Below are 19,895 nucleotides of genomic sequence, written 5' to 3'. Positions count from 1 at the left end.
GCCATGACGGTGGCCGCCGCACGGATGGGCGCGCTGTCGATGGCGGCAGCCCTGCTTCTCTATGGCGGCCTCAGCGTGCCGGCGCCGCCGGCCCTGCGAGGGGTGGAACTGTCCATCGGCCTTCTGATGCTGCTGTCGATCGGCTGGAAATGGCCTCTGGCGGTGGCGAGCGGCCATGCGCTGCGGACGTCGCCTGACAGGGAATGGATGCCGGTGGCGGTTTCGGCATTCGCCTGGCTGCTGTGGGTGCCGCTGCTGCGTGGGGCCGCGCTGGGGTGGGACGCGGTCGATATCCTGCGCGACGTCGTGCCCCTCTTGTACCTGTTCCTTCCCGTGCTTCTGGTACCGGCGCTGCGCGCCGCGGGGCGGATCGCCGTGTGCGCGCTGGCCGGTGGGCTTGGCATTGCCGGCCTGCTGCTGGCCTTGCGCTGGTGGCGGCAGGCGGATTGGGGGTTCGGCGCCATCGGACAGCGGGCGATGGCCGACGGTGGCGCCTATCTGCTCAACGCGCCTGCGGTGCTGTTCGCCGCCGTGGTCCTGCCGGCGATGGCATTGTCGCTGATCGGCATCGGCGGCCGGTTCCGCTGGTGGCTCGCCGCGATCCCCTGCGCCGTCGGCGGGGCTCTCTGCCTTGCCGCGCTGGCCGGAGCGGTCCACCGCACCGCGCTGGGGTTGGCGCTGCTGTCGCTGGCGCTGATCGCCCTGTGGTGGGCGCGGCGGCAGGCGTGGCTGGCCTTGCCTCTGCTGATCGGTCTGGGGCTGGCGGCTGCCGTCGGTGGGGATGCGCTGGTCGGAGCATGGCAGCAGGCGGCGGAGAAGACGCGGCTGACCGGGATCAATGCCCGGTGGGAAGAGGCGGTGGCGGTGATCGAGCATGCCGTCGCCTCTCCCTGGTCATTGCTGTTCGGCGACGGCTGGGGCGCACGGATCGCCAATCCGGCGGTGGGCGGCTGGCGGGTCAGCTATACCCACACGCTGGCGAGCTACAGCCTGCTGAAGGCCGGACTGTGCGGCATGGTGGCGCTGGCGGCCTATCTCGGTGCGCTGGTCAGGCCCTGGTGCGGGCTGCTGGCGGCCGATCCGCCGCTGGCCCTGGCGGTGGTGCCGCCGCTGGCGATGGCGCTCTGCCTCCACACCAGCTTCAAGTACCTTGACACCGGCGTCATCCTATCCCTGATGCTTTTGGCGGCCGAGTGCAGGAAGGGGTTGTCTGATTCTTAGAGGATCTTCATACTTTCGCGTGTAATTACCGCTTCGGTGCGCCGTGCTGCTCGACCGACCGTCCATAATTTTCGTCAACCGGGTGTTCCCGCCTGATCGCGGGGCGACCGGACGTTGCCTGTCGGATTTGTCCGGGCGAATCGCGGCTGCGGGCTGGCGGGTGACGGTGGTTGCGGATGGCGAGCCGGACAGCGACAAGGCGCCGAACTGCGCTGTTCCGGACGGGGTCACGCTCATCCGCACCGGCCGCAGGGTGGCGGAGGGTGAGCGGCCCGACACGCGCGCCTATCTCGACTCGCTTTGCCGACTCACGGTTCAGGCCCTGCGCCTGCCGCGCCACGACCTCGTCGTGACGATGACCGATCCTCCGATGCTGGCGCTGGTCGGCCCGGTTTTGGCTGCGCGCCATGGTGCGGCGTCGCTGCACTGGTGCCAGGATCTTTATCCGGATCTTCTTCCGGTGCTGGGCGTGCGGATGCCGGACCTGCTTCTCCGCGTGGCCGGGCATGGTATGGCGCGGGCATTGCGGCGGCAGGATGGGGCGATCGCCATTGGGCGCTGCATGCGCGAACGCATCGTCGCATCCGGCATGGCGGCGGATCGGGTGACCCTGCTGCCCAACTGGCCCGATCCGGCGATCCGTCCCCTGGAGAAGGCCGGCAACAACGTCCGCCGTTCGCTGGGGTTGGCGGAGGGCGACGGCCGTTTCCTCGTGGCCTATTCCGGCACGCTGGGGCTTGCCCATCCGATGGACGGCGTGCTGGAGGCGGCGGCCCGGCTGCAGCACAGCGATCCATCCGTGATTTTCCTGCTGGTCGGTGAGGGCAGGGGCTTCGCTGCGGTGGAAGAGGCCGCACGCTGCAAGGGCGTGCGCAACCTGCGCCGGCTTCCCTGGCAGCCTGCCGACCGGCTGGCGGAGTGCCTGTCCGCAGCCGACCTGCATCTGGTGGCGATGGACCCGGCGGCGGAGGGGATGTTGGTGCCGAGCAAGTTAGCCGGGGTGCAGGCGGCCGGCCGGCCCTGCCTGTTCCTGGGACCGGCCGGAAGCGAGGCGGCGGCCCAAATGGACGGATGCGGCATGGTGATCGACCCGTTCGACGGGGCCGCCATCGCTGAAGCCGTGCGCGCCTATGCCGCCGCCCCCAACCGCTGCGCCGCGGAGGGGGAGCGCGCCGCCCGCAAGACCGAAGCCTGGACTGCCGACCTTGCCGCCGCGGCCTTCGTCGGGTTGGCCGAACGTCTGGTCGAGGCACGCCGTGCCGTCCGGCCCCTGTTGGGAAGGCCGTTGCCCCATGCCTGACGGCGCCATCGCCCCGCGTCACACCCAGCCTCAGCCGCATGCCATGACGCTGGCTCTGCCGATGGCCGGAGGGGAGGGCGACCTGCGCAGCTTTGTCCGTACCCTGCGGACCGGCTGGCGCTGGTTGGTCGGCGGCTGGATGGGCGGTCTGGCGCTGGCGGTGGCGGCTCTCTGGCTGGTGACGCCGGCCTATACCGCGGCAATGGTGATCGGGCCGACGGCCCGGGTCGGCTCCGCCGCGATGGGGGCACGGGTGCCGACGCTCAACGGCCGCGATTCCGCCGGTGTGGCCGAGCCGGGGGCGGGGGACGAATCGCTGTCGGACTTCGCCCGCTATCTTGAACTGTTCGGTTCGGGACCGGTGGCCGACCGTCTGGCTGCGGACCCCGCCATCCTGCGCGCCCTGTTTGCCGAGCGTTGGGATGCGGAAGCAGGGCGTTGGCGTCCGCCGCCCGGACTGTTCCAGACGGTGAAGCGGGCTTTTCTGGCATTGGTCGGGCGCGAGGATTGGGTTGAGCCGGACGGCGACCGCGTGGCGCGCGCCCTGCATGATCGGCTGGTTGTCGACATGCTGCGGTCGGGTCCGATGCGGCGGATCACCTTCCGCCATGCCGACCGGGCGATTGCAGTGGAACTGCTCGGGCGGATCGCCGCTGCCACCGACGCCCATCTGCGGGCGGAAGCGGCCCGGCGCAGTGCCGCCCAGATCGCCCACATCAAGCTTCGTCTCGGCGCCGTCACCGTGGCGGAACATCGGCAGGCGCTGAGCGACCTGCTGCTGGACCAGGAGCGGGTGGCGATGATGATCGGCGTCGATCTGCCCTTTGCCGCCGACATGATCCAGCCGCCGGCCGCCGCCACCCTGCCGGACTGGCCGAACCCGGCCGTGGTGATTCCGCTGGCCGGGCTGGTCGGGCTTGTCGCCGCCGGATTCGCCCTATCCGTGTCCCATGCCTTGCGGGAACGGACGACGGGGGTGGAGGCGGCACCATGAGGATGTCCAACATGCCTGCGCCCGCCGTGACCGCCATTCCGGTCTCCGTGGTGGTGATGACGCGCAACGAGGCGGCGAACCTGCCGCAGTGCCTGCCGCCGCTTGCCCGATTCGCCGAGTGTTTCGTGGTCGACAGCGGCAGCGACGACGGTACGCCGGACATCGCACGGTCACATGGCGCCCGCCTGGTCCACTTCCGCTGGAATGGCCGCTACCCCAAGAAGAAGCAGTGGTGCCTGGATAGTCTGCCATTCGCCCATGACTGGGTTCTGTTCGTCGATGCCGACGAGCGGATGACGCCGGAACTGGTTGAGGAGATCGCCCGGCTGATGGCGGCTGGCCCGGCCTGCGCGGCCTACTGGATCGACGGCAGGCCGGTTATCCGCGGCCGGCGGCTGCGGTTCGGCTGCTGGAATCGCAAGCTTGCTCTGCTGGACCGTCGGCGCGCGCGCTTTCCCGATCAGCCCGACCTGGATATCGCCGCGATGTGGGAGGTGGAGGGGCATTACCAGCCGCAGGTGACCGGTACGACCGGCCGGCTTCGCCACCCGATGGACCATGAGGATGCCAAGCCGCTCTCGGCCTGGTTCGATCGCCATAACCGCTATTCCGATTGGGAGGCGGCGATTCGTGCCGACGGTCGGATGGAGCGGCTGATAACGGGTGAACCGGAGGGCGGCTCCAGCGCCTTTCCCAGCCTCCGCGCCCTCATCGGCCGGCGCATGCAGAAGCGGCTTTTCCAGCGCCTGCCGGGCCGGCCGCTCTTGGCGTTTCTGCATGCCTATGTGCTGCGCCTTGGCGTCCTCGATGGCGCAGCCGGGCTAGATCACGCGCTGGCGCGCGCATTCTACTATTGGCAGGTCGGGCTCAAGATGCGGTCGGCGGCAATGGGACCGGGAGCGTTCGACCGTTTCCCGTCCATCCGCGCCGCTTCCGAGTCTGTCCGGGCTGTCCGTCCGGCCGGCGACCCTTACTCTTCGAGCAACGCGATCCGGTCGCCACCCAGCGCCTTCAGCAGGTCGAAGGTCCGCTTGCGCACACCCGGATCCTCGATCCGGTAATAGGCGCGCACCAGTTCCAGCGTCTCGCGGCGGGCCATCGATTCGAACTCGTCCGTCTCGCTCATCGCCTCGGCCGGGACTTCGGCGGCAATCTGGTCGGGCGACGGCATGTCGTCGAAGAAGTAGCTGACCGGCACACCGAGAACCTGGGAGAGGTTGTAAAGGCGGCTGGCGCTGATGCGGTTCGACCCACGCTCGTACTTCTGGAGCTGCTGGAAGGTGATCCCGACCGCTTCGCCCAGCTTTTCCTGGCTCAGGCCAAGCAGGGTCCGGCGAAGCCGCAGGCGGGCTCCGACATGGATGTCGATGGGGTTAGGACCTTCGCCGCGGCGCGACAGGGTGTGGGCGGGGGCGAGTTTGGTCTTGGTCGCGCTCATAAGTCGTACCTCGAAAGGAAAGCCAGAGGGAAGGCGCCGCGAGAATGCTTAGTTCAGAAAGTAAATTCTATGCAACCATTTGTGCGTATCAACGGTCCGTTTGGGTGGAAGGGGGAGGAAGAGAGCGAAAGACATTAAATTTCAGGGCACCGGAAACGTAATTTCGCGTATAGAGCGGGAAGGCGGTGGCGTAATGCCAGTGCGACTCGTTGAGCGATGGTGATCATTGCGGCGTGTGTGGCTCCATGGCCGAAATGCCTTTGTCGAATCGCTGTTTGCTCATGCCTGCCAGTGGTTGCGTCGCGCTGCGACAGGCCGCCGGCCGCGAACAGACAGACCGGCCAGTGCAGCCGTTCGGCCCGTCCGCGCTTCAGCACCGACAAGGTGAAGTCATAATCGGCTGCGATCCGGTAACCGGAGTCGAAGCGCAGCCCTGCCAACGCGGTCACGGAGTAGATCATCGCCTGATGGTGGGTGAACATGCCCAGCGATGCCCAGCGGTGGGAGCGGGCGCGCTTCAGCAGGATACGTCCGTCACCCAGCCGTTCCAGCGCATCGCCATAGAAAAGGGCGCAGTCGGGATGCCGGGCAATCGCTTGCAAAAGCCGCATGCCGCTGCCCGGCTCCGCCAGCCGGTCGCCGGCATTCAGAAACAGCACATGGCTGCAGCCCAGCCGGCACGCGGCGGCGAGCGCATCGTTCATCGCATCGTACAGCCCCGAGTCGCGGGCTGAGCGCCACCACAGCGGGACATCGGCATGGCCCACCAGCCACTCCGCAGTTCCATCGGTGGAGGCGCCGTCGGCGACCAGCCAGACGATGCCGGGACCGAGCTGCCCGCGCAGGCTGTCATAGGTGTCGGCCAGTCCGGCGCAGTCGTTGCGGACCACGGTCAGGATGGCGAGTCGGGGCGGGGCGGGCGCCGTCATCGCGTGATCACCGAAATCGAAGCGGCCGTGATCGCCAGCTGGCTCAGGATGTTGCCGATGGCCTTGGTTGCATCCAGCCCGTCGAAGGGGCGGGGGTCGCGCGGCACCACCAGGATCGACCCGGGCGGGATAACGTCCACCCGATGGTTCCAGGAGGACAGCGCCAGTGGCCGCGCCCGGCCGTCCGGCAGGACCAGGAAGCTGCGGCCGGTGTCGGCATCGCGCGTCGGGCCGCCCGCCTCGTTCAGGTAATCCTCGGCACCCTTGCCGCTGACGAACTGCGCCGCGGTCGGATGCAGAACCTCGCCCGACACCGCCACGGTCAGCGGTCGCTTCGGGATCACGATCCGGTCATCGGGCTCCAGCAGCGGGTCGAGAGCCGGGCGGCTGCGCAGGACAGCCGGGTCCGCTTCCACCACGATGCGGCCGAGCGGCTCGGCAGCGCGAAGCTGGGCGGCGAGTTGGCGGGCCAGCGCGACATTCTCCGCCTTCACCGGCTCGCCCTTCTCCACCTCCAGCGCCAGCGTGCGCTCCAGTTCGCGCGCTTGCAGCTGGAACTGCTCCTTCTCGCGGCGGCGTTCGCTCTCGCGGATCAGCACGGCTCCAGCCGGATAGGCGTCGTCGATCAGGCCGCCGGCCCGCGCGATCAGGGAGGACAGCGTCTCGCCGCGGCCGATGTCGTAGCGGCCGGGACGGCGCACCGCCCCTTCGATGGCGACCGCGCGGGCCTCCAGCGCCTGCGGGCGCGGGTTGATCCGCAGCGCATCGCCGGGACCGATCCTGCGGGCGCCGTCGCGGGTCAGGTCGATGGCGATGCGAGTGCCGTTGGCGGCGGTCAGTTCCGCCACCGTGGGGTCGGCGTCGGTGGACAGCCCACCTGCCACCGCGACCAGGGCCGCCAGCGGGGTGAGGTCGGCGACCGGATAGCCGCCGGGATCGCGCACGGCGCCGCGCAGTTGGACAGTCCGCTCTCCGATCACCGCGACGATGGCCGGATCGAGCAAGGCCGCCAGCATCGGCGGTTCGGACTCGTCGTCCGCCTTGCTGTCCGTCTTGGATTCGGCGGGCTTCACCAAGCCGCGAATGTCATCGGCGGCGAACAGGTGAATGCGGTCTCCATCGCTCAGGGCACGGTCGGCACGTCCGGCAGCCACCTCCTGCGGGGAGAAGGGCAGATAGGCGCGGGTCAAGGTCCGGCGGTCATAGCGTTCGACGATGCCAAGCAGCGGATACACGTCGCGCTTCAGGGCCTTGCCCTCCGCCAGAGCCTGGCGCAGCGTGGCCCCTGCCGGCAACCGGCGGGTGCCGGGCCGGCGAACATGGCCGATCAGCTCATATTGAGGCGCTTCCGATTCGACGATGGTCTCGCGCGCGCCGGCGCTCTCCGGCCCATCGGCCACGGGATAGAAACCGGGCCGCGGCGCACCGGTCAGCCGCAGAACGGAATGGCGCAGGGCAAGCGGCAGCAGGTCCGGCACCGTCGCGAACAGGGGCGGGCAGGGGGTGCGGGAACCGGTCAGCGTGGCGGCGGCGCGCGCCTGCGGACCGGTGGCGAGGGTGCCGGCCGGCTCCGCCGCCAGGATGCGGGCCAGCGCGACCAGACCGGGACAGGCATCCTGCGGCGGCTGGCGTTCGCCGCGCAGCAGGGCCAGCACCGCCTCCGACGTCAGGAAATCGACGTCCGCAGTCCCCAGGACATAGAGCGTGTCGCCGTCCGAAAGCTGCCGACGGTCGCGTCCGTTCAGAACGGCCGACAGGTCGACCGGCCGCAGGCTGCGCGCCGCCGTGGCAGGGGCCGTGCTTTCCAGGGCGGCGAAGGGAAAATAGGCCGATGGGCGCAGATCCGCACGGGAAAGCAGTCCGGACAGGGATTTAACCCGGGTCAGCGCGCGCGGGCCGGGACGAAGCACATGTCCGTCGAGCCGAACCTCGCCGCGGCGGTCTTCCCGTTCCGGCGCGATCAGCAGCAGATCGCCGTCGCCGAACCGCTTGGCGTCGGGGTCGGCGATCTCCTCCGTCGCTTCCTCGCCCGACGGCCCGATGCCGAATCGCACAAGCCGGCCGCGGCCGGGCCGCAGCGCGCCACCGGCGAGGTCGCGCATCTCCGACGCCGACAAGGAGCCGCCATCCGGCGGCAGTTCGTAAATGCCCGGCCGTTTCACCGGTCCGGCAATCGCGACGGTGGCGCCGAGCGGCGGGACGAACAGGCGGTCACCGTCACGCAACGGCATATCCGCGTTGCCGGTGGCACCGGCGATTTGCAGGGCATAGAGGTCGACCATGACCGCACCGCCGGACCGCATCAGCCTGACCGCGCGCAGGCTGCCGCCGCGATCCACACCGCCGGCAGCCGACAGCGCATCGAGCACGGTGGCGAAGGCGCTGATCTCCTGCCGGCCGGGGCGGTGCACGGCGCCGGTGACCAGCACGCCGATCCGCCGCACCTCCGCCAGCGAGGCGAAGGCATCGGTGCTGGGCCAAGTGGCGGCGGCGGCGGCGGTCAAGTCGCGTCGCAGGGCGTCCAGCGTCAGGCCGGCGGCGGTCAGCGGCCGCAGATCGTCCACCACCAGTTGGCCGTTTCGGTCGACGGCGAAGCGTTTGCTGAAAGATTTCTGGCCGCGCAGGGTGACCAGAACGGTATCGCCGGTGTTCAGGACATAGTCGCCCTGGATGGCGCCGGGCGTCGCTTCGGCCGCCGAAGCCGCATCGGTGGCCGAGGCGAACAGGTCATAGCCGAACTGGCGCAACGCTTCTCCCGCCCGGATGGAGAAGGCCGCCTCCAAGGGGGAGTCCGTCGATGCCGGCCGAGGCCGCGGCAATGGTGGATCGTCCCGCGTAGGCCCGGCGGCCGACACGGCGCACGCCCACAGAATCAACGCCGCCCCGGGCGCAATTCGGGCGAATATCCTGCACGCAGCAGCCAACATGGATGTCCAACAACCCCAGCAACCACCCGCACAGCGCGAGTGATCGGCGCTGAACACTATCGCGTGCAATAGGCCGAAAGGCAATGGCCTGCGTCCGGTGCGCCATGCAAAAGGGTGGCACCCACGGGTGGCGAGGGGGCGCTATGATGAGTCCGCCTTCCGCCGGTCCGGACCTCACAGGAGCGGCGAAACAGTCAAGGAAGCCAACGGCGTGATCGTCATCCACAGCGAAGAGCACCGGCTGCAGGCCGGCCGGTCCGAACTCAACGACGGCCAACTCGTTCCCTGCTACGAGAAGCCCGCGCGTGCCGACATCGTCCGGGCGCGGATCGAGGCGGTCGGGCTGGGGCCGGTCGTGGAGCCCACCCGTCACGGCATCGCCCCGCTGGAACGGGTGCATGACGCCGGCTACCTCAGCTTTCTCCAGACCGCCTGGGACGACTGGGTGGAGGAGCATGGTACTGACATCGACGCGCTGCCGCTGAACTGGGTGGCGCCGGGAATGTCGCGGCGGCGGGTGCCACGGTCCATCGATGGGCGGCTCGGCTTTTACTCCTTCGACGCGGGGACGCCGATCACCGCCGGCACCTGGCGGGCTGCGACATCCGCAGCCGACAGCGCGCTGACCGGCGCCGACCGGCTGCGGGCCGGCGACCGCAGCGCCTTTGCGCTGTGCCGTCCGCCGGGTCACCATGCCGGCCACGCCTTCTACGGCGGCTATTGCTTCCTGAACAACGCAGCCATCGCGGCGCAATCCCTGCGCGACGGTGGGGCTGTGCGCGTGGCGGTGCTGGACGTCGATTATCACCATGGCAACGGCACCCAGGAGATCTTCTGGGAGCGTGGCGACGTGCTGTTCGTGTCGATCCATGCCGATCCGGCCGACGAGTTCCCATATTTCTGCGGTCATGCCGATGAGACCGGAGTGGGTGCCGGGGAATGGGCGAACCTGAACCTGACGCTGCCCTGGGGGACCGACTGGAACGCTTACGCCCAGGCGCTGGCCGTCGCGGCGGCGCGCATTCGCGAGTTCGGCGCCGACGCGCTGGTGCTCTCGCTGGGCGCGGATACCTATGGCGGCGACCCGATTTCCCGCTTCCGCCTTTTGTCGGAGGATTTCCTGCGCATGGGCGCCGCCATCGCCGGAATAGGCCTGCCGACCCTGTTCGTGCTGGAAGGCGGCTATGCCGTCGACGATCTGGGCGTCAATGTCGCCAACGTCCTGACCGGCTTCGAGCAGGTCTGAGGCAGAGAGACGGGGCCAGGGACGGTCGCAGGGATGTCCATACCGTTGCCGGTGCGGACGAATCGTCCTAAATTGATGGGAAGTTCGGCATCTGAGTGAGGATGCGGGCGGTGGCTGCCGACCTTTCCATCTCCAGCCCGTCGATCGGAACCTATTCCACCCCGCGCAGCGTGCCGCTGCGGCGGGACGGGAAAGACGCGTCCGGTGCCCAGGAATCCGGCGCTCAGCATGGCAAGAGCGGCTCCGCCGACAGCATCACCCTGTCCGATGCAGCCCAGCAGCAGGTCCAGAAACTCAAGCAGGCCGACACCAGCGTCCGCCAACATGAAGCGGCGCATCAGGCGGCCGGCGGTGCCCATGCCGGCGGAGCCTCCTTCACCTTTACCCGCGGTCCGGACGGCAAGAACTACGCCACCGCCGGCGAGGTACCGATCGATGTCAGCGCCGAATCGGAACCGGCGGCCACCGTCGCCAAGATGGAGCAGGTCAAGGCCGCGGCGCTCGCACCGGCCGATCCCTCGCCTCAGGACTTGCGAGTCGCCGCACAGGCCGATGCAGCGAAGCTGCAAGCCCAATCAGACCAGCGCCGGCAGGGTGGCGATACGGCATCCGCCCGCGCCGCCGCCGCCTACGGCGCGGCACAGGCGCTCGGCACTGCGGGACGCAATTCCGGAACGGGAAAGGGGCTGACGGTCTGACGCCTCAGCGGCCAGCGCCTGTCGCCAGCGCCAGTTCCCCTCCCTACCGGTCAGCGACGCGGGGTGGTTTCGCCGTCCAGCGTCAGCAGGGCGCCATACAACTCCGGCCGGCGGTCGCGGAAGACGCCCCAGGAGGCGCGCTGCGCCGCGATGCGGTCGAGCTCGAAGCTGGCGGTCAGGACCGTCCGGCTCTCGCGGTCGGCCTGCGCGACGATCTCCCCCTGCGGGCCGGCGATGAAGGACGAGCCATAGAAGGTCAGCGCGCAGCCTTCCCCCTGCTCAACCCCGACGCGGTTGGAGGCCACCAGCGGCATCAGGTTGGCGCCGGCGTGGCCCTGCATCACCCTGGTCCAGTGGCCCTGGCTGTCGATGGAGGAATCCTGCGGTTCCGAGCCGATGGCGGTGGGATAGAGCAGGATCTCCGCCCCTTTCAAAGCCATGACGCGCGCCGTCTCCGGGAACCATTGGTCCCAGCAGATGGCGCAGCCCACCGTGGCGTAGCGTGTCTTGAACACCTGGATGCCGCTGTCGCCGGGACTGAAATAGAATTTCTCCTGATAGCCGGGGCCGTCGGGAATGTGGGACTTGCGGTAGACGCCCAGCAGGCTGCCGTCCGCATCGACCATGGCCATCGAGTTGTAATAGGCGTTGCGGGCCTTCTCGAAAAAGCTGACGGGGATGACCACCGACAGCTCCCGCGCAAGGGCCTGCATCCGTCCGATCACCGGGTGACCTTCGGCCGGCGCAGCCAGTTCGAACAACGACTGCTTCTGGTCCTTGCAGAAATACGGGGTCTCGAACAGCTCCTGCGGCAGGATAATCTGCGCGCCCTTGGCGGCAGCCTCGCGAATCAGCGATTCGACGCCATCGACGTTGGCGGCACGGTCCCAGCTGCAGGCCATCTGGGTGGCGGCGACGGTGACGGTACGGGACGAGGGGACGGTCGGCGAAGCGGTCATTGCGGGTTCACGGCTCCTGTGAAGGGCGGTTCGGGGCTTGTGTGACCAAAGGTCGCGGCAGTTGCAAGCGGCCGGAAGGGAATTCTCAACAATTTAGCGAAATATTCATTTAACGTTCTGGTGCTGTACGAATTGCCAAATAAAACCGATCCAATCGGCAATCATCATATCGATCATCATATGCGGATATGGTGTCTGGCGACGGCCCCAAAAAGATGGATGTGACACAAGTCGGCCATGCGAAGAGTCTGTGGGCGTGTTCTGTTTACGCTGCCGGCGATTTGGATGACTAAAACCGACATATCATTGCATGCCGGCGACCGATGGCTGCGCAATTGATTTGCGCTTTGCACACAACACGTTATGATTGGATGACGCAGCCATGCCCACTCGTGTCAAGGTGGTGTTACCAGACAGGCATGGACCCGGTGGATGCAATGCGGCGGCGTCGCCTCGACAGGCGGCTGTCTGTCCATCGCGGCCAACGGGCTGGGGTGGCTGTGGGCACGGAACGACGGCAGAGAGATTGTCGGTATGGAGGCGTCTGTCAAGGGGTGGGAGCCGGAACGCCCCGGCGAGTCGGAAGACGCGGCCGGTTCGGCCGATGGTGCTTTATCGTTCGTCGTCCGGGACGTGAATCGCGCCTTCGCCCGCGCCCTCCAGACACGCATCGCGCGGTCGGGGGTCAGCATGGGACAATGGTTCTTCCTGCGTGCCCTGTGGGAAGAGGACGGATTGACCCAGCGGGAGCTGAGTCACCGCGTGGGCATGATGGAGCCGACCACGGTCACCGCCGTCAACGTGATGGAGAGCCAGGGGCTGGTCCAGCGCGTGCGCAACAGCCACGACCGCCGCAAGATGAACGTCTTTCTGACCGACAAGGGCCGGGCCCTGCGTCAGACGATGATGCCCAGCGCGTCGGAGATCGCGCAGATCGCCATCGACGGCATTGCGCCTGAAGATCTGGATCTGACGCTGGAGGTGCTGCGCCGTGTCGGCGCCAACCTCAACGCCGCCTGCGCGGCGGCCCGCGACGGCGAAGACGGCGGCGGTCGGGACGAGAGGTAGCGCAAGGCCGCTTCGGTCCGCTGCTCCCGCCGTCCCGTTTCAGTCGATCTCGAAAGATTTGTCTGGAGTGGCCGTCCGTCCGATCAGCCGCATCTCGGGTCAATCGTCATCCGGGTCCGGCGGCGGCGGCAGGCTGGCGCCGGTCAGGTTGGCCCCGGTGAATTTCGCGTCGCGGATGTTGGCGTCGCTCAGGATCGCACCGGTCAGGTTGGCGTTGCTGAAATCGCAGTCGGACAGGTTGGCGCCGCGCAGGTTGGTGCGGACGCAGGAACTGCCGGTCAGCCTTGCGCCGGTCAGGTTCGCCGCCCACAGGCGACCGGTCGGCTGACCGTCCGGCCCCTTTATATCGACCCAGCCGACTCCCGCCCCGTCCAGCCGGATCCCGGTCATGTTGGCGCCGCGCAGATTGGCGCCGTCCAGGATCGCCCCGCTGAAATCGGCGCCGTCCAGCACCGCTTCGGAGATGTCGCACATGATCAGCAGCGCCTCGCGCATCTTGGCGCCGCTGAGATTGGCCCGTTTCAGATTGGCGCCCGACAGGTTGACCCCCGTCAGGTCGATGTGGCTGAGGTCGGCGGCGGTCAGGTCGGCCCTGGCGCCCATCGTTCCGTTGGTGTTGATCCAGGTGTAATGGCTGTGCAGCGCCTGCTGGATCTGGACGGAGAAATTGTCGGCCGACCGCGCCAGATTGGCGCCGGTGGTGTCGGCGCCGGCCAGATCGGCACCCTCCAGCTTCGCCCCCTGAAGGTCGGCGTTGCGCAGGTTGGCTCCGGCCAGCATGGCGCCGGTCAGGTTGGCGTCGCGCAGCACCGCTCCCTGCAAATTCACGCCGGACAGGTTGCTGCCGCGTAGGTCGGCACGAGCGAGATTGCAGCTTTTCATGCTGGCGCGCATCAGCGTGGCGCCGGTCAGCAGTGCGCCCTCGCAATCGGCGCCGTTCATCGACACGTCGGTCAGGTCGGCGCCCGACAGGTTGGCGTTGTTCAGCGACGCGTCGTCGAAATCCGTGCCGGACAGGTCGGAGCGGACGAAATCGAGCCCCTTGCCATTCTTGCCGCCATGCCCGCCATACAGCAGGGCGCCGCCGCGCAGGTCGGCCTCCTTCAGGATCGCGCGCTTCAGCTTGGCGCCACGCATGTGGGCGCCGCGCAGGTCGGCGCGATAGAGGTTGCAGCCCGACAGGTCGGCCTTCGTCAGGTGCGCGGCGAACAGGTCGGCGGTGCTGAGATTGGCATTCGACAGGTCGCAATGGGACAGGTTGGCGCCGGACAGCTTGCCCTGGGCCAGATTGACCCCGGACAGGTTCGACCCTTCCATGTTCGCCATGGTCAGGTTGGCGCGCGAACCGCCCGACTTATTCTTCAGCCAGCGCTCGTGCTTTTCCAGCACGGCAACCAACTCGTGCGGTGTCATCGATCCTGTCCGGTCTGCATGGTTGCGTGGTCCATCGATAGACCAGTGTTCCGAAATAATCTATGCCAAAGGTTAATGCCGCATCCAGTGCCGCGCCGTCTTGGCGTGGACGGCGTCAGGCCCCATCTGCGGGGCGCCGGGCGTCGAACCGCCGGTCGCAGCCAAGTGGGAACAAGGAGTTGGGGATCATGTCGGGTGGACACACGCTTGCGGCTTTCGACACCGAACTGGCGGCCCTGCGCACCGCCATCGACCGCATGGGCGAACTGGTGGAGCGGCAGGTCGGGCTTGCGCTCGATTCGCTGGCCGGTCCCGATGCCGACATCGCCGGTGAGGTTCTGAAGGGCGATGCCGAGATCGACCGGCTGGAGGCGGAGGTGGAGGCGATGACCGTTCGCCTGCTGGCCTTGCGCCAGCCGATGGCGAAGGATCTGCGCGAGATCGTCGCGGCGTTGAAGATCGCCTCCAACCTGGAACGCATGGGCGATTTCGCCGGATCAGTCGCCAAGCGTGCGGTCACGCTGTCGACCCTGCCGGTGGCTCCGCCGGTCGCCTCGCTGGTCCGCATGGGGCGGATGGTGCAGGCGATGATCGGCGACATGCGTCGCGCCTATACCGAACAGAATCCGGAGCTTGCCACCTCCGTCCGCGACCGCGACGGGGAGGTGGACGCCGCCTACACCGCGCTGTTCCGCGAGTTCCTGACCTACATGATGGAGACGCCGGCGCAGATCACCGGCTGCACCCACCTGCTGTTCGCCGCCAAGTCGATCGAGCGCATCGGCGACCATGCCACCAACGTGGCGGAGAACATCAGCTTCCTGGTCAAGGGCCGTCTGCCGTCGGACGAGCGCCGCAAGGAGGACCTCAGCAGCTACGCCGTCGCCCCGCCGCAGGACCGGGCGTGACAGGGAACGCTTGAAGGGAGCACTTGACAGGCAGCCCCGCCCTGTGTTGCGGTTGCAGCCATGAACATCTCCTCGCCCCTCCTGTCGCAGCATTGGTGGTGGCCCGTCTCCAACGGGCCGGCCTGGCGACGCGCGTGAGCGTGGATTGAGAACAAAAGGCCGCCCGGTGCATCCGGAGCGGCCTTTTTCCTGACCCGTCACGGCGGGTCACCCAGCGGAAGAACGGACAGGCAGGCGGAAGCACCGGGCGGCGTCACCGAAAAGACGCCCGAATCGGAGCACCGCCGTCATGATCCCATCCCATCTGTTCCTTGCCGATCCTGCCTTCCTCGGTCCGTTCGCGGCCAAGACCGACGGTGGCCTCGGTCTGCACCGCACTGCCGAGCCGGCGGTGCCGGCCGAGGCGGTCGATGCTCTGGTCACCGCGCTCGACGAGCGGCGCGGGCTGCTGCTGTCCGGCGGGGTGGAGGCGCCCGGGCGCTATCAGCGTCAGGCGTTGGGCTTCGTCGATCCGCCGCTGTCGGTGACTGCCCGCGGCCGGACCGTGCGCATCGATGCGCTGAACCCGCGTGGGCACCTGCTGCTGCCCGCCGTGGCCGCCGCGCTGGACGGGCATGAGGCGCTTGTCGGGCTGGAGGTCACCGCCGGCCGGGTCACCGCCCTGGTGCGCCGGACGGCCGGGGGCTTCGCCGAGGAAGAGCGCAGCCGCCAGCCTTCCGTCTTCAGCGTGCTGCGGGTGCTGATGGCACTGTTCGCCTGCCCGGACGAGCCGTTCCTGGGGCTCTATGGCGCCTTCGGCTACGATCTCGCCTTCCAGTTCGAGCCGATCCGCCGCCGGCTGGTGCGGCCGGACGACCAGCGCGACCTTGTGCTGTATCTGCCCGACCGGCTGCTGGTGGTCGACCATGCCGCCGGGGTGGCGCGCCGCTTCGCCTACGAGTTCGTGGTGGACGGGGTCTCTACCGAGGGCATCGCAGGTGGCGGGCGGGCCCATGGCTACCGGCCCGACACCAACGCCGCCGCGGAGTGCGATCATGCCCCCGGCGAATACCAGCAGGTGGTGCGAGCAGCGAAGGAGGCTTTCAAACGCGGCGATCTGTTCGAGGTCGTCCCCGGCCAGACTTTTGCCGAGCCCTGCGCCGATACCCCCGCCACGATCTTCCGCCGTCTGCGCACCGCCAACCCCGCCCCCTATGAGGCGCTGATCAATCTTGGCGATGGCGAGTTCCTGGTCGCCGCCAGCCCGGAAATGTACGTGCGCGTCGGCCAGGGGCGGGTGGAGACCTGCCCGATCTCCGGCACCGTGGCGCGCGGAAGCAATGCGCTGACCGACGCGACGCAGATCCTGACGCTGCTGAACTCGGCCAAGGATGCGGCGGAGCTGACCATGTGCACCGACGTCGACCGCAACGACAAGGCGCGGGTGTGCGAACCCGGCTCCGTCCGCGTGATCGGCCGGCGGATGATCGAGCTGTATTCCCGACTGATCCACACCGTCGATCATGTGGAAGGGCGCCTGCGCCATGGCTTCGACGCGCTGGATGCCTTTCTCACCCACAGCTGGGCGGTGACGGTGACCGGCGCGCCCAAGCGCTGGGCCATGCAGTTCCTGGAGGATACCGAACATTCGCCGCGCCGCTGGTACGGCGGGGCGTTCGGACGCATCGGCTTCGACGGCGGGATGGACACCGGGCTGACCCTGCGCACCATCCGCATGAAGGACGGGGTTGCCTTCGTCCGCGCCGGCGCCACCCTGCTGTCCGACAGCGATCCGGATGCCGAGGACGCCGAGTGCCGGCTGAAGGCGTCGGCCTTCCTCGACGCGGTGCGCGGTGCCGGCCCGCGGCTGTCGGTGGTTGAGAGGGGTGTCCGGCGGAGCGGGCAGGGGAGTGGCGAGGGCAAGCGGGTGCTGCTGGTCGATCATGACGACAGCTTCGTCCATACGCTGGCCGACTATTTCCGCCAGACCGGCGCCAGCGTCACGACCCTGCGCCATACCCATGCGCGTGCCGCCCTGCGCAACGACCCGCCCGACCTGCTGGTGCTGTCGCCGGGACCGGGACGGCCGGCCGATTTCGATGTCGGCGGCAGCGTGCAGGCGGCGCTCGATCTCGGTGTGCCGGTGTTCGGCGTCTGCCTGGGACTGCAAGGTATGGTCGAGCATTTCGGTGCGACGCTGGACCGCTTGCCGGAGCCGATGCATGGCAAGGCGTCAAGCTTGCGTCACCAGGGAAGCGGGCTCTTCGACGGGCTGCCGCAGGGGATGCGGGCCGGCCGGTACCATTCGCTGGTGGCGCGGCGCGACAGCCTGCCGCCGGACCTGCGGGTGACGGCGGAGACGGAGGATGGGACGGTGATGGCGGTCGAGCACCGGTCGCTGCCGCTGGCCGCCGTGCAGTTCCATCCCGAATCGATCCTGACGCTGGACGGGGCCGCCGACGGCGGGGCCAATGGAGGGGCTGGGCTGGCGCTCGTCGCCAACGTCATGGAGATGCTGGCTGGGCGTGCCGCCGAGGTGCCGGAACGCGAAGCGGCGGCCTGAAGGGGCCGCCGCGTCCGCAAGTCCGGTAAGCTGGGAGAGTGACGGGAAACCCGTCACTCCACCATGCCCAGGGCTTCCTTGTAGAGTTCCAGGATGGCTTCCTGCTCCTGGCGGTCAGCCTTGTCCATCTTCCGCAGGCGAATGATCTGCCGGATGATCTTGGTGTCGAAACCGGTGCCCTTCGCCTCGGCGTAGACTTCCTTGATGTCTTCCTGCAGACCGCGCTTTTCCTCTTCGAGACGCTCTATGCGCTCGACAAAGGACTTCAGGCGATCCGCCGCGATGCCGCCGACGTCGGACATGGCAAAACCTCAAACGATGGGGGTGTTCGTGAACGGGGCGGGACAATATCGGCGGGCGGGGGGAATGGCAAGCCGGCGATGTGCCGCGCTGGTGCACGGCAGGGGTACGGCTGCGTCATCGCGTCGCGGCAACTCCTTCGTACAAGCGGGAGCGTCGGCGGAATTTGAACAGCCCGTGGCTGATTTGTCTGTTTGCATGAAACAATCGTACGATAGGCCTACGCAGCCATTCCCTTTGTTGCGGCGCACCCAATAGGCTGGTATTACCATCGGTGGGTTCGGCTTCACAAAGTCACATGGATCCGGCATGTATGCGCGTCGTCTGTGCCGATAACCCATGGGGGATGCCGGGATCGGCGTATTTGAGGCAGGGGAGTTTTATCTAATGAAAGTCGCCATTCCAAAGGAGCGACGTGCGGGCGAACTTCGCGTGGCCGCCTCACCGGAAACGGTGAAGAAACTGAAGGGGTTGGGACTGGACGTGGTGGTGGAGAGCGGGGCCGGTCTCGGCTCCAGCATCACCGACGCGGCCTATGAGGCGGCGGGGGCCGCCATCGCCGCCGACCAGGCTTCGGCGCTGGCCGATGCCGACATCGTCCTGAAGGTCCAGCGGCCGCTGATCGCTTCCGAGGGCGGTGAGGACGAGCTGGCGCTGATCCGCAAGGGTGCGTTGCTGTTCGCCATCCTCAATCCCTACAACAGCCGTGACCATGTGAAGGCCTACGCCGATGCCGGCGTGAACGCCTTCGCCATGGAGTTCATGCCGCGCATCACCCGCGCCCAGGTCATGGACGTGCTGTCCTCCCAGGCCAACCTCGCCGGCTACAAGGCCGTCGTCGATGCCGCCTCGGAATATGGCCGCGCCTTCCCGATGATGATGACCGCCGCCGGCACCGTGCCGCCGGCCCGYGCCTTCATCATGGGCGTCGGCGTCGCCGGCCTCCAGGCCATCGCCACYGCCAAGCGCCTCGGCGCCATCGTCTCGGCCACCGACGTGCGCCCGGCGGTGAAGGAGCAGGTGCAGTCGCTGGGCGGCAGCTTCGTCGCCGTCGAGAACGACGAGTTCAAGCAGGCKGAGACCGCCGGCGGCTACGCCAAGGAGATGTCGGACGACTACAAGCGCCAGCAGGCMGCCYTGGTCGCCGARCACATCAAGAAGCAGGATCTCGTCATCACCACCGCGCTGATCCCCGGYCGCAAGGCGCCGATCCTGGTGACGGCGGAGCATGTGGCGTCGATGAAGCCGGGCTCGGTGATCATCGATCTGGCGGTGGAGCAGGGCGGCAACGTCGAGGGCGCCAAGCTGGGCGAGGTGGTGACCACGGCCAACGGTGTGAAGATCGTCGGCCATGCCAACTACGCCAGCCGCATCGCCGAGAGCGCCTCGCTCCTGTACGCCAAGAACCTGCTGGCGCTGCTGACGTCGCTGCACGGCAAGGAGACTGGCGTCGCCGTCAACTGGGACGACGAGATCGTCAAGGCCATCGCGCTGACCCGCGACGGCGCCATCGTTCACCCCGCCTTCGCCGGCTGACCGGGCGCCCGAGGAGACTTACCGCAATGGATCAGACCCAACTGTCCGCCCGTATTGCCGAGCTCAAGGCGAACCTCGCGGCGCTCGGCCAGCAGGCCGACCAGCTGGCCGCCCAGGTCGCGCACGCGGCGCAGCCCGCCGCGGAGGCCGCCGGCGGTCATGGCAGCTTCTTCGTCACCGGCCTGACGGTGCTCGTGCTGGCCTGCTTTGTCGGCTACTACGTCGTCTGGCGCGTCACCCCGGCTCTGCATTCGCCGCTGATGGCCGTCACCAACGCCGTGTCGTCGGTCATCATCGTCGGCGCGCTGGTCGCCGCCGGTCCGGCCGGCTTCGGCTTCTCCAAGGTCCTCGGCTTTCTCGCCGTCATCCTGGCGTCCGTCAACATCTTCGGCGGCTTCCTCGTGACCCAGCGCATG

The 19,895-nt window shown here is 68.2% G+C and carries 17 protein-coding genes; 11 read left to right on the top strand and 6 right to left on the bottom strand.

Features of this window, described 5'->3' with window-relative positions:
* Positions 1-3 precede the first annotated feature (3 nt).
* Genes VH569_RS26575 through VH569_RS26560 form a run of 4 tightly spaced genes read left to right on the top strand, consistent with a single transcriptional unit; the run spans position 4 to position 4,576 of the window.
* Entirely contained in the window at positions 4-1,221 is a 1,218-nt protein-coding gene (locus tag VH569_RS26575) for a hypothetical protein (protein WP_423319273.1), read from the top strand.
* 43 nt (positions 1,222-1,264) lie between these two features.
* Positions 1,265-2,521, top strand: coding sequence for a glycosyltransferase family 4 protein (locus VH569_RS26570; RefSeq protein ID WP_423319271.1), 1,257 nt, complete (start codon positions 1,265-1,267; stop codon positions 2,519-2,521).
* Positions 2,514-3,515, top strand: a complete 1,002-nt coding sequence (locus VH569_RS26565) for a hypothetical protein (RefSeq protein ID WP_423319269.1) — start codon at positions 2,514-2,516, stop codon at positions 3,513-3,515. The genes VH569_RS26570 and VH569_RS26565 overlap by 8 nt, the downstream gene beginning before the upstream one ends.
* Complete coding sequence (locus VH569_RS26560) at positions 3,512-4,576, top strand: glycosyltransferase family 2 protein (RefSeq protein WP_423319267.1); 1,065 nt, start codon at positions 3,512-3,514, stop codon at positions 4,574-4,576. Before VH569_RS26565 ends, VH569_RS26560 begins: the two co-directional genes overlap by 4 nt.
* Here VH569_RS26560 and VH569_RS26555 read toward each other — a convergent pair.
* The 3 genes from VH569_RS26555 to VH569_RS26545 all read right to left on the bottom strand — a co-directional run bounded on the left by VH569_RS26555 (position 4,486) and on the right by VH569_RS26545 (position 8,665).
* The gene (locus tag VH569_RS26555; RefSeq protein WP_109051699.1) at positions 4,486-4,953 is read right to left on the bottom strand and encodes a helix-turn-helix domain-containing protein; all 468 of its coding nucleotides are present in this window, start codon (positions 4,951-4,953) and stop codon (positions 4,486-4,488) included. The genes VH569_RS26560 and VH569_RS26555 overlap by 91 nt on opposite strands.
* Positions 4,954-5,087: 134 nt before the next feature.
* Positions 5,088-5,882 (bottom strand): colanic acid biosynthesis glycosyl transferase, encoded by a 795-nt coding sequence (locus VH569_RS26550; protein WP_423319265.1) that lies wholly within the window; start codon positions 5,880-5,882, stop codon positions 5,088-5,090.
* Positions 5,879-8,665 (bottom strand): SLBB domain-containing protein, encoded by a 2,787-nt coding sequence (locus VH569_RS26545; protein WP_423319264.1) that lies wholly within the window; start codon positions 8,663-8,665, stop codon positions 5,879-5,881. Before VH569_RS26545 ends, VH569_RS26550 begins: the two co-directional genes overlap by 4 nt.
* 355 nt (positions 8,666-9,020) lie before the next feature.
* Here VH569_RS26545 and VH569_RS26540 point away from each other — a divergent pair, with 355 nt between their 5' ends.
* Entirely contained in the window at positions 9,021-10,055 is a 1,035-nt protein-coding gene (locus VH569_RS26540) for a histone deacetylase family protein (RefSeq protein ID WP_423319262.1), read from the top strand.
* A 101-nt stretch (positions 10,056-10,156) separates the two neighbouring features.
* Positions 10,157-10,753, top strand: a complete 597-nt coding sequence (locus VH569_RS26535; protein WP_423319260.1) for a putative metalloprotease CJM1_0395 family protein — start codon at positions 10,157-10,159, stop codon at positions 10,751-10,753.
* Between the two features lie 50 nt (positions 10,754-10,803).
* On the opposite strand, the gene aguB is transcribed toward VH569_RS26535, so the two are convergent.
* On the bottom strand, positions 10,804-11,712 hold the full coding sequence (gene aguB, locus VH569_RS26530) for an N-carbamoylputrescine amidase (RefSeq protein ID WP_423319258.1): 909 nt from the start codon (positions 11,710-11,712) through the stop codon (positions 10,804-10,806).
* A gap of 534 nt (positions 11,713-12,246) precedes the next feature.
* Here aguB and VH569_RS26525 point away from each other — a divergent pair.
* Complete coding sequence (locus VH569_RS26525) at positions 12,247-12,780, top strand: MarR family winged helix-turn-helix transcriptional regulator (protein WP_109051703.1); 534 nt, start codon at positions 12,247-12,249, stop codon at positions 12,778-12,780.
* Positions 12,781-12,879: 99 nt separating this feature from the next.
* Here VH569_RS26525 and VH569_RS26520 read toward each other — a convergent pair whose 3' ends face one another.
* The gene (locus tag VH569_RS26520; protein WP_109051704.1) at positions 12,880-14,193 is read right to left on the bottom strand and encodes a pentapeptide repeat-containing protein; all 1,314 of its coding nucleotides are present in this window, start codon (positions 14,191-14,193) and stop codon (positions 12,880-12,882) included.
* A gap of 188 nt (positions 14,194-14,381) precedes the next feature.
* Here VH569_RS26520 and phoU point away from each other — a divergent pair, with 188 nt between their 5' ends.
* Positions 14,382-15,101 carry a phosphate signaling complex protein PhoU gene (gene phoU, locus VH569_RS26515; protein WP_174474263.1) on the top strand — a complete coding sequence of 240 codons (720 nt, stop codon included), beginning with the start codon at positions 14,382-14,384 and terminating at the stop codon, positions 15,099-15,101.
* Between the two features lie 289 nt (positions 15,102-15,390).
* Positions 15,391-17,643 (top strand): anthranilate synthase, encoded by a 2,253-nt coding sequence (locus tag VH569_RS26510; RefSeq protein ID WP_423319256.1) that lies wholly within the window; start codon positions 15,391-15,393, stop codon positions 17,641-17,643.
* A gap of 53 nt (positions 17,644-17,696) precedes the next feature.
* Here VH569_RS26510 and VH569_RS26505 read toward each other — a convergent pair whose 3' ends face one another.
* Positions 17,697-17,945 (bottom strand): DUF2312 domain-containing protein, encoded by a 249-nt coding sequence (locus tag VH569_RS26505; protein WP_012973951.1) that lies wholly within the window; start codon positions 17,943-17,945, stop codon positions 17,697-17,699.
* A gap of 385 nt (positions 17,946-18,330) precedes the next feature.
* Between VH569_RS26505 and VH569_RS26500 the strand changes: the two genes are divergently transcribed.
* Both VH569_RS26500 and VH569_RS26495 read left to right on the top strand, forming a co-directional pair.
* Positions 18,331-19,479 (top strand): Re/Si-specific NAD(P)(+) transhydrogenase subunit alpha, encoded by a 1,149-nt coding sequence (locus VH569_RS26500; protein ID WP_423319253.1) that lies wholly within the window; start codon positions 18,331-18,333, stop codon positions 19,477-19,479.
* A 26-nt stretch (positions 19,480-19,505) separates the two neighbouring features.
* Positions 19,506-19,895: NAD(P) transhydrogenase subunit alpha (locus VH569_RS26495; protein ID WP_423319252.1), on the top strand; the 390-nt coding region annotated here is incomplete at its 3' end.

This window comes from Azospirillum sp. 11R-A, from assembly GCF_049472615.1.
Taxonomy (GTDB): domain Bacteria; phylum Pseudomonadota; class Alphaproteobacteria; order Azospirillales; family Azospirillaceae; genus Azospirillum; species Azospirillum palustre.
Note: the sequence above shows the minus strand (reverse complement) of the source record. Positions and strands in the feature narration are given on the sequence as shown.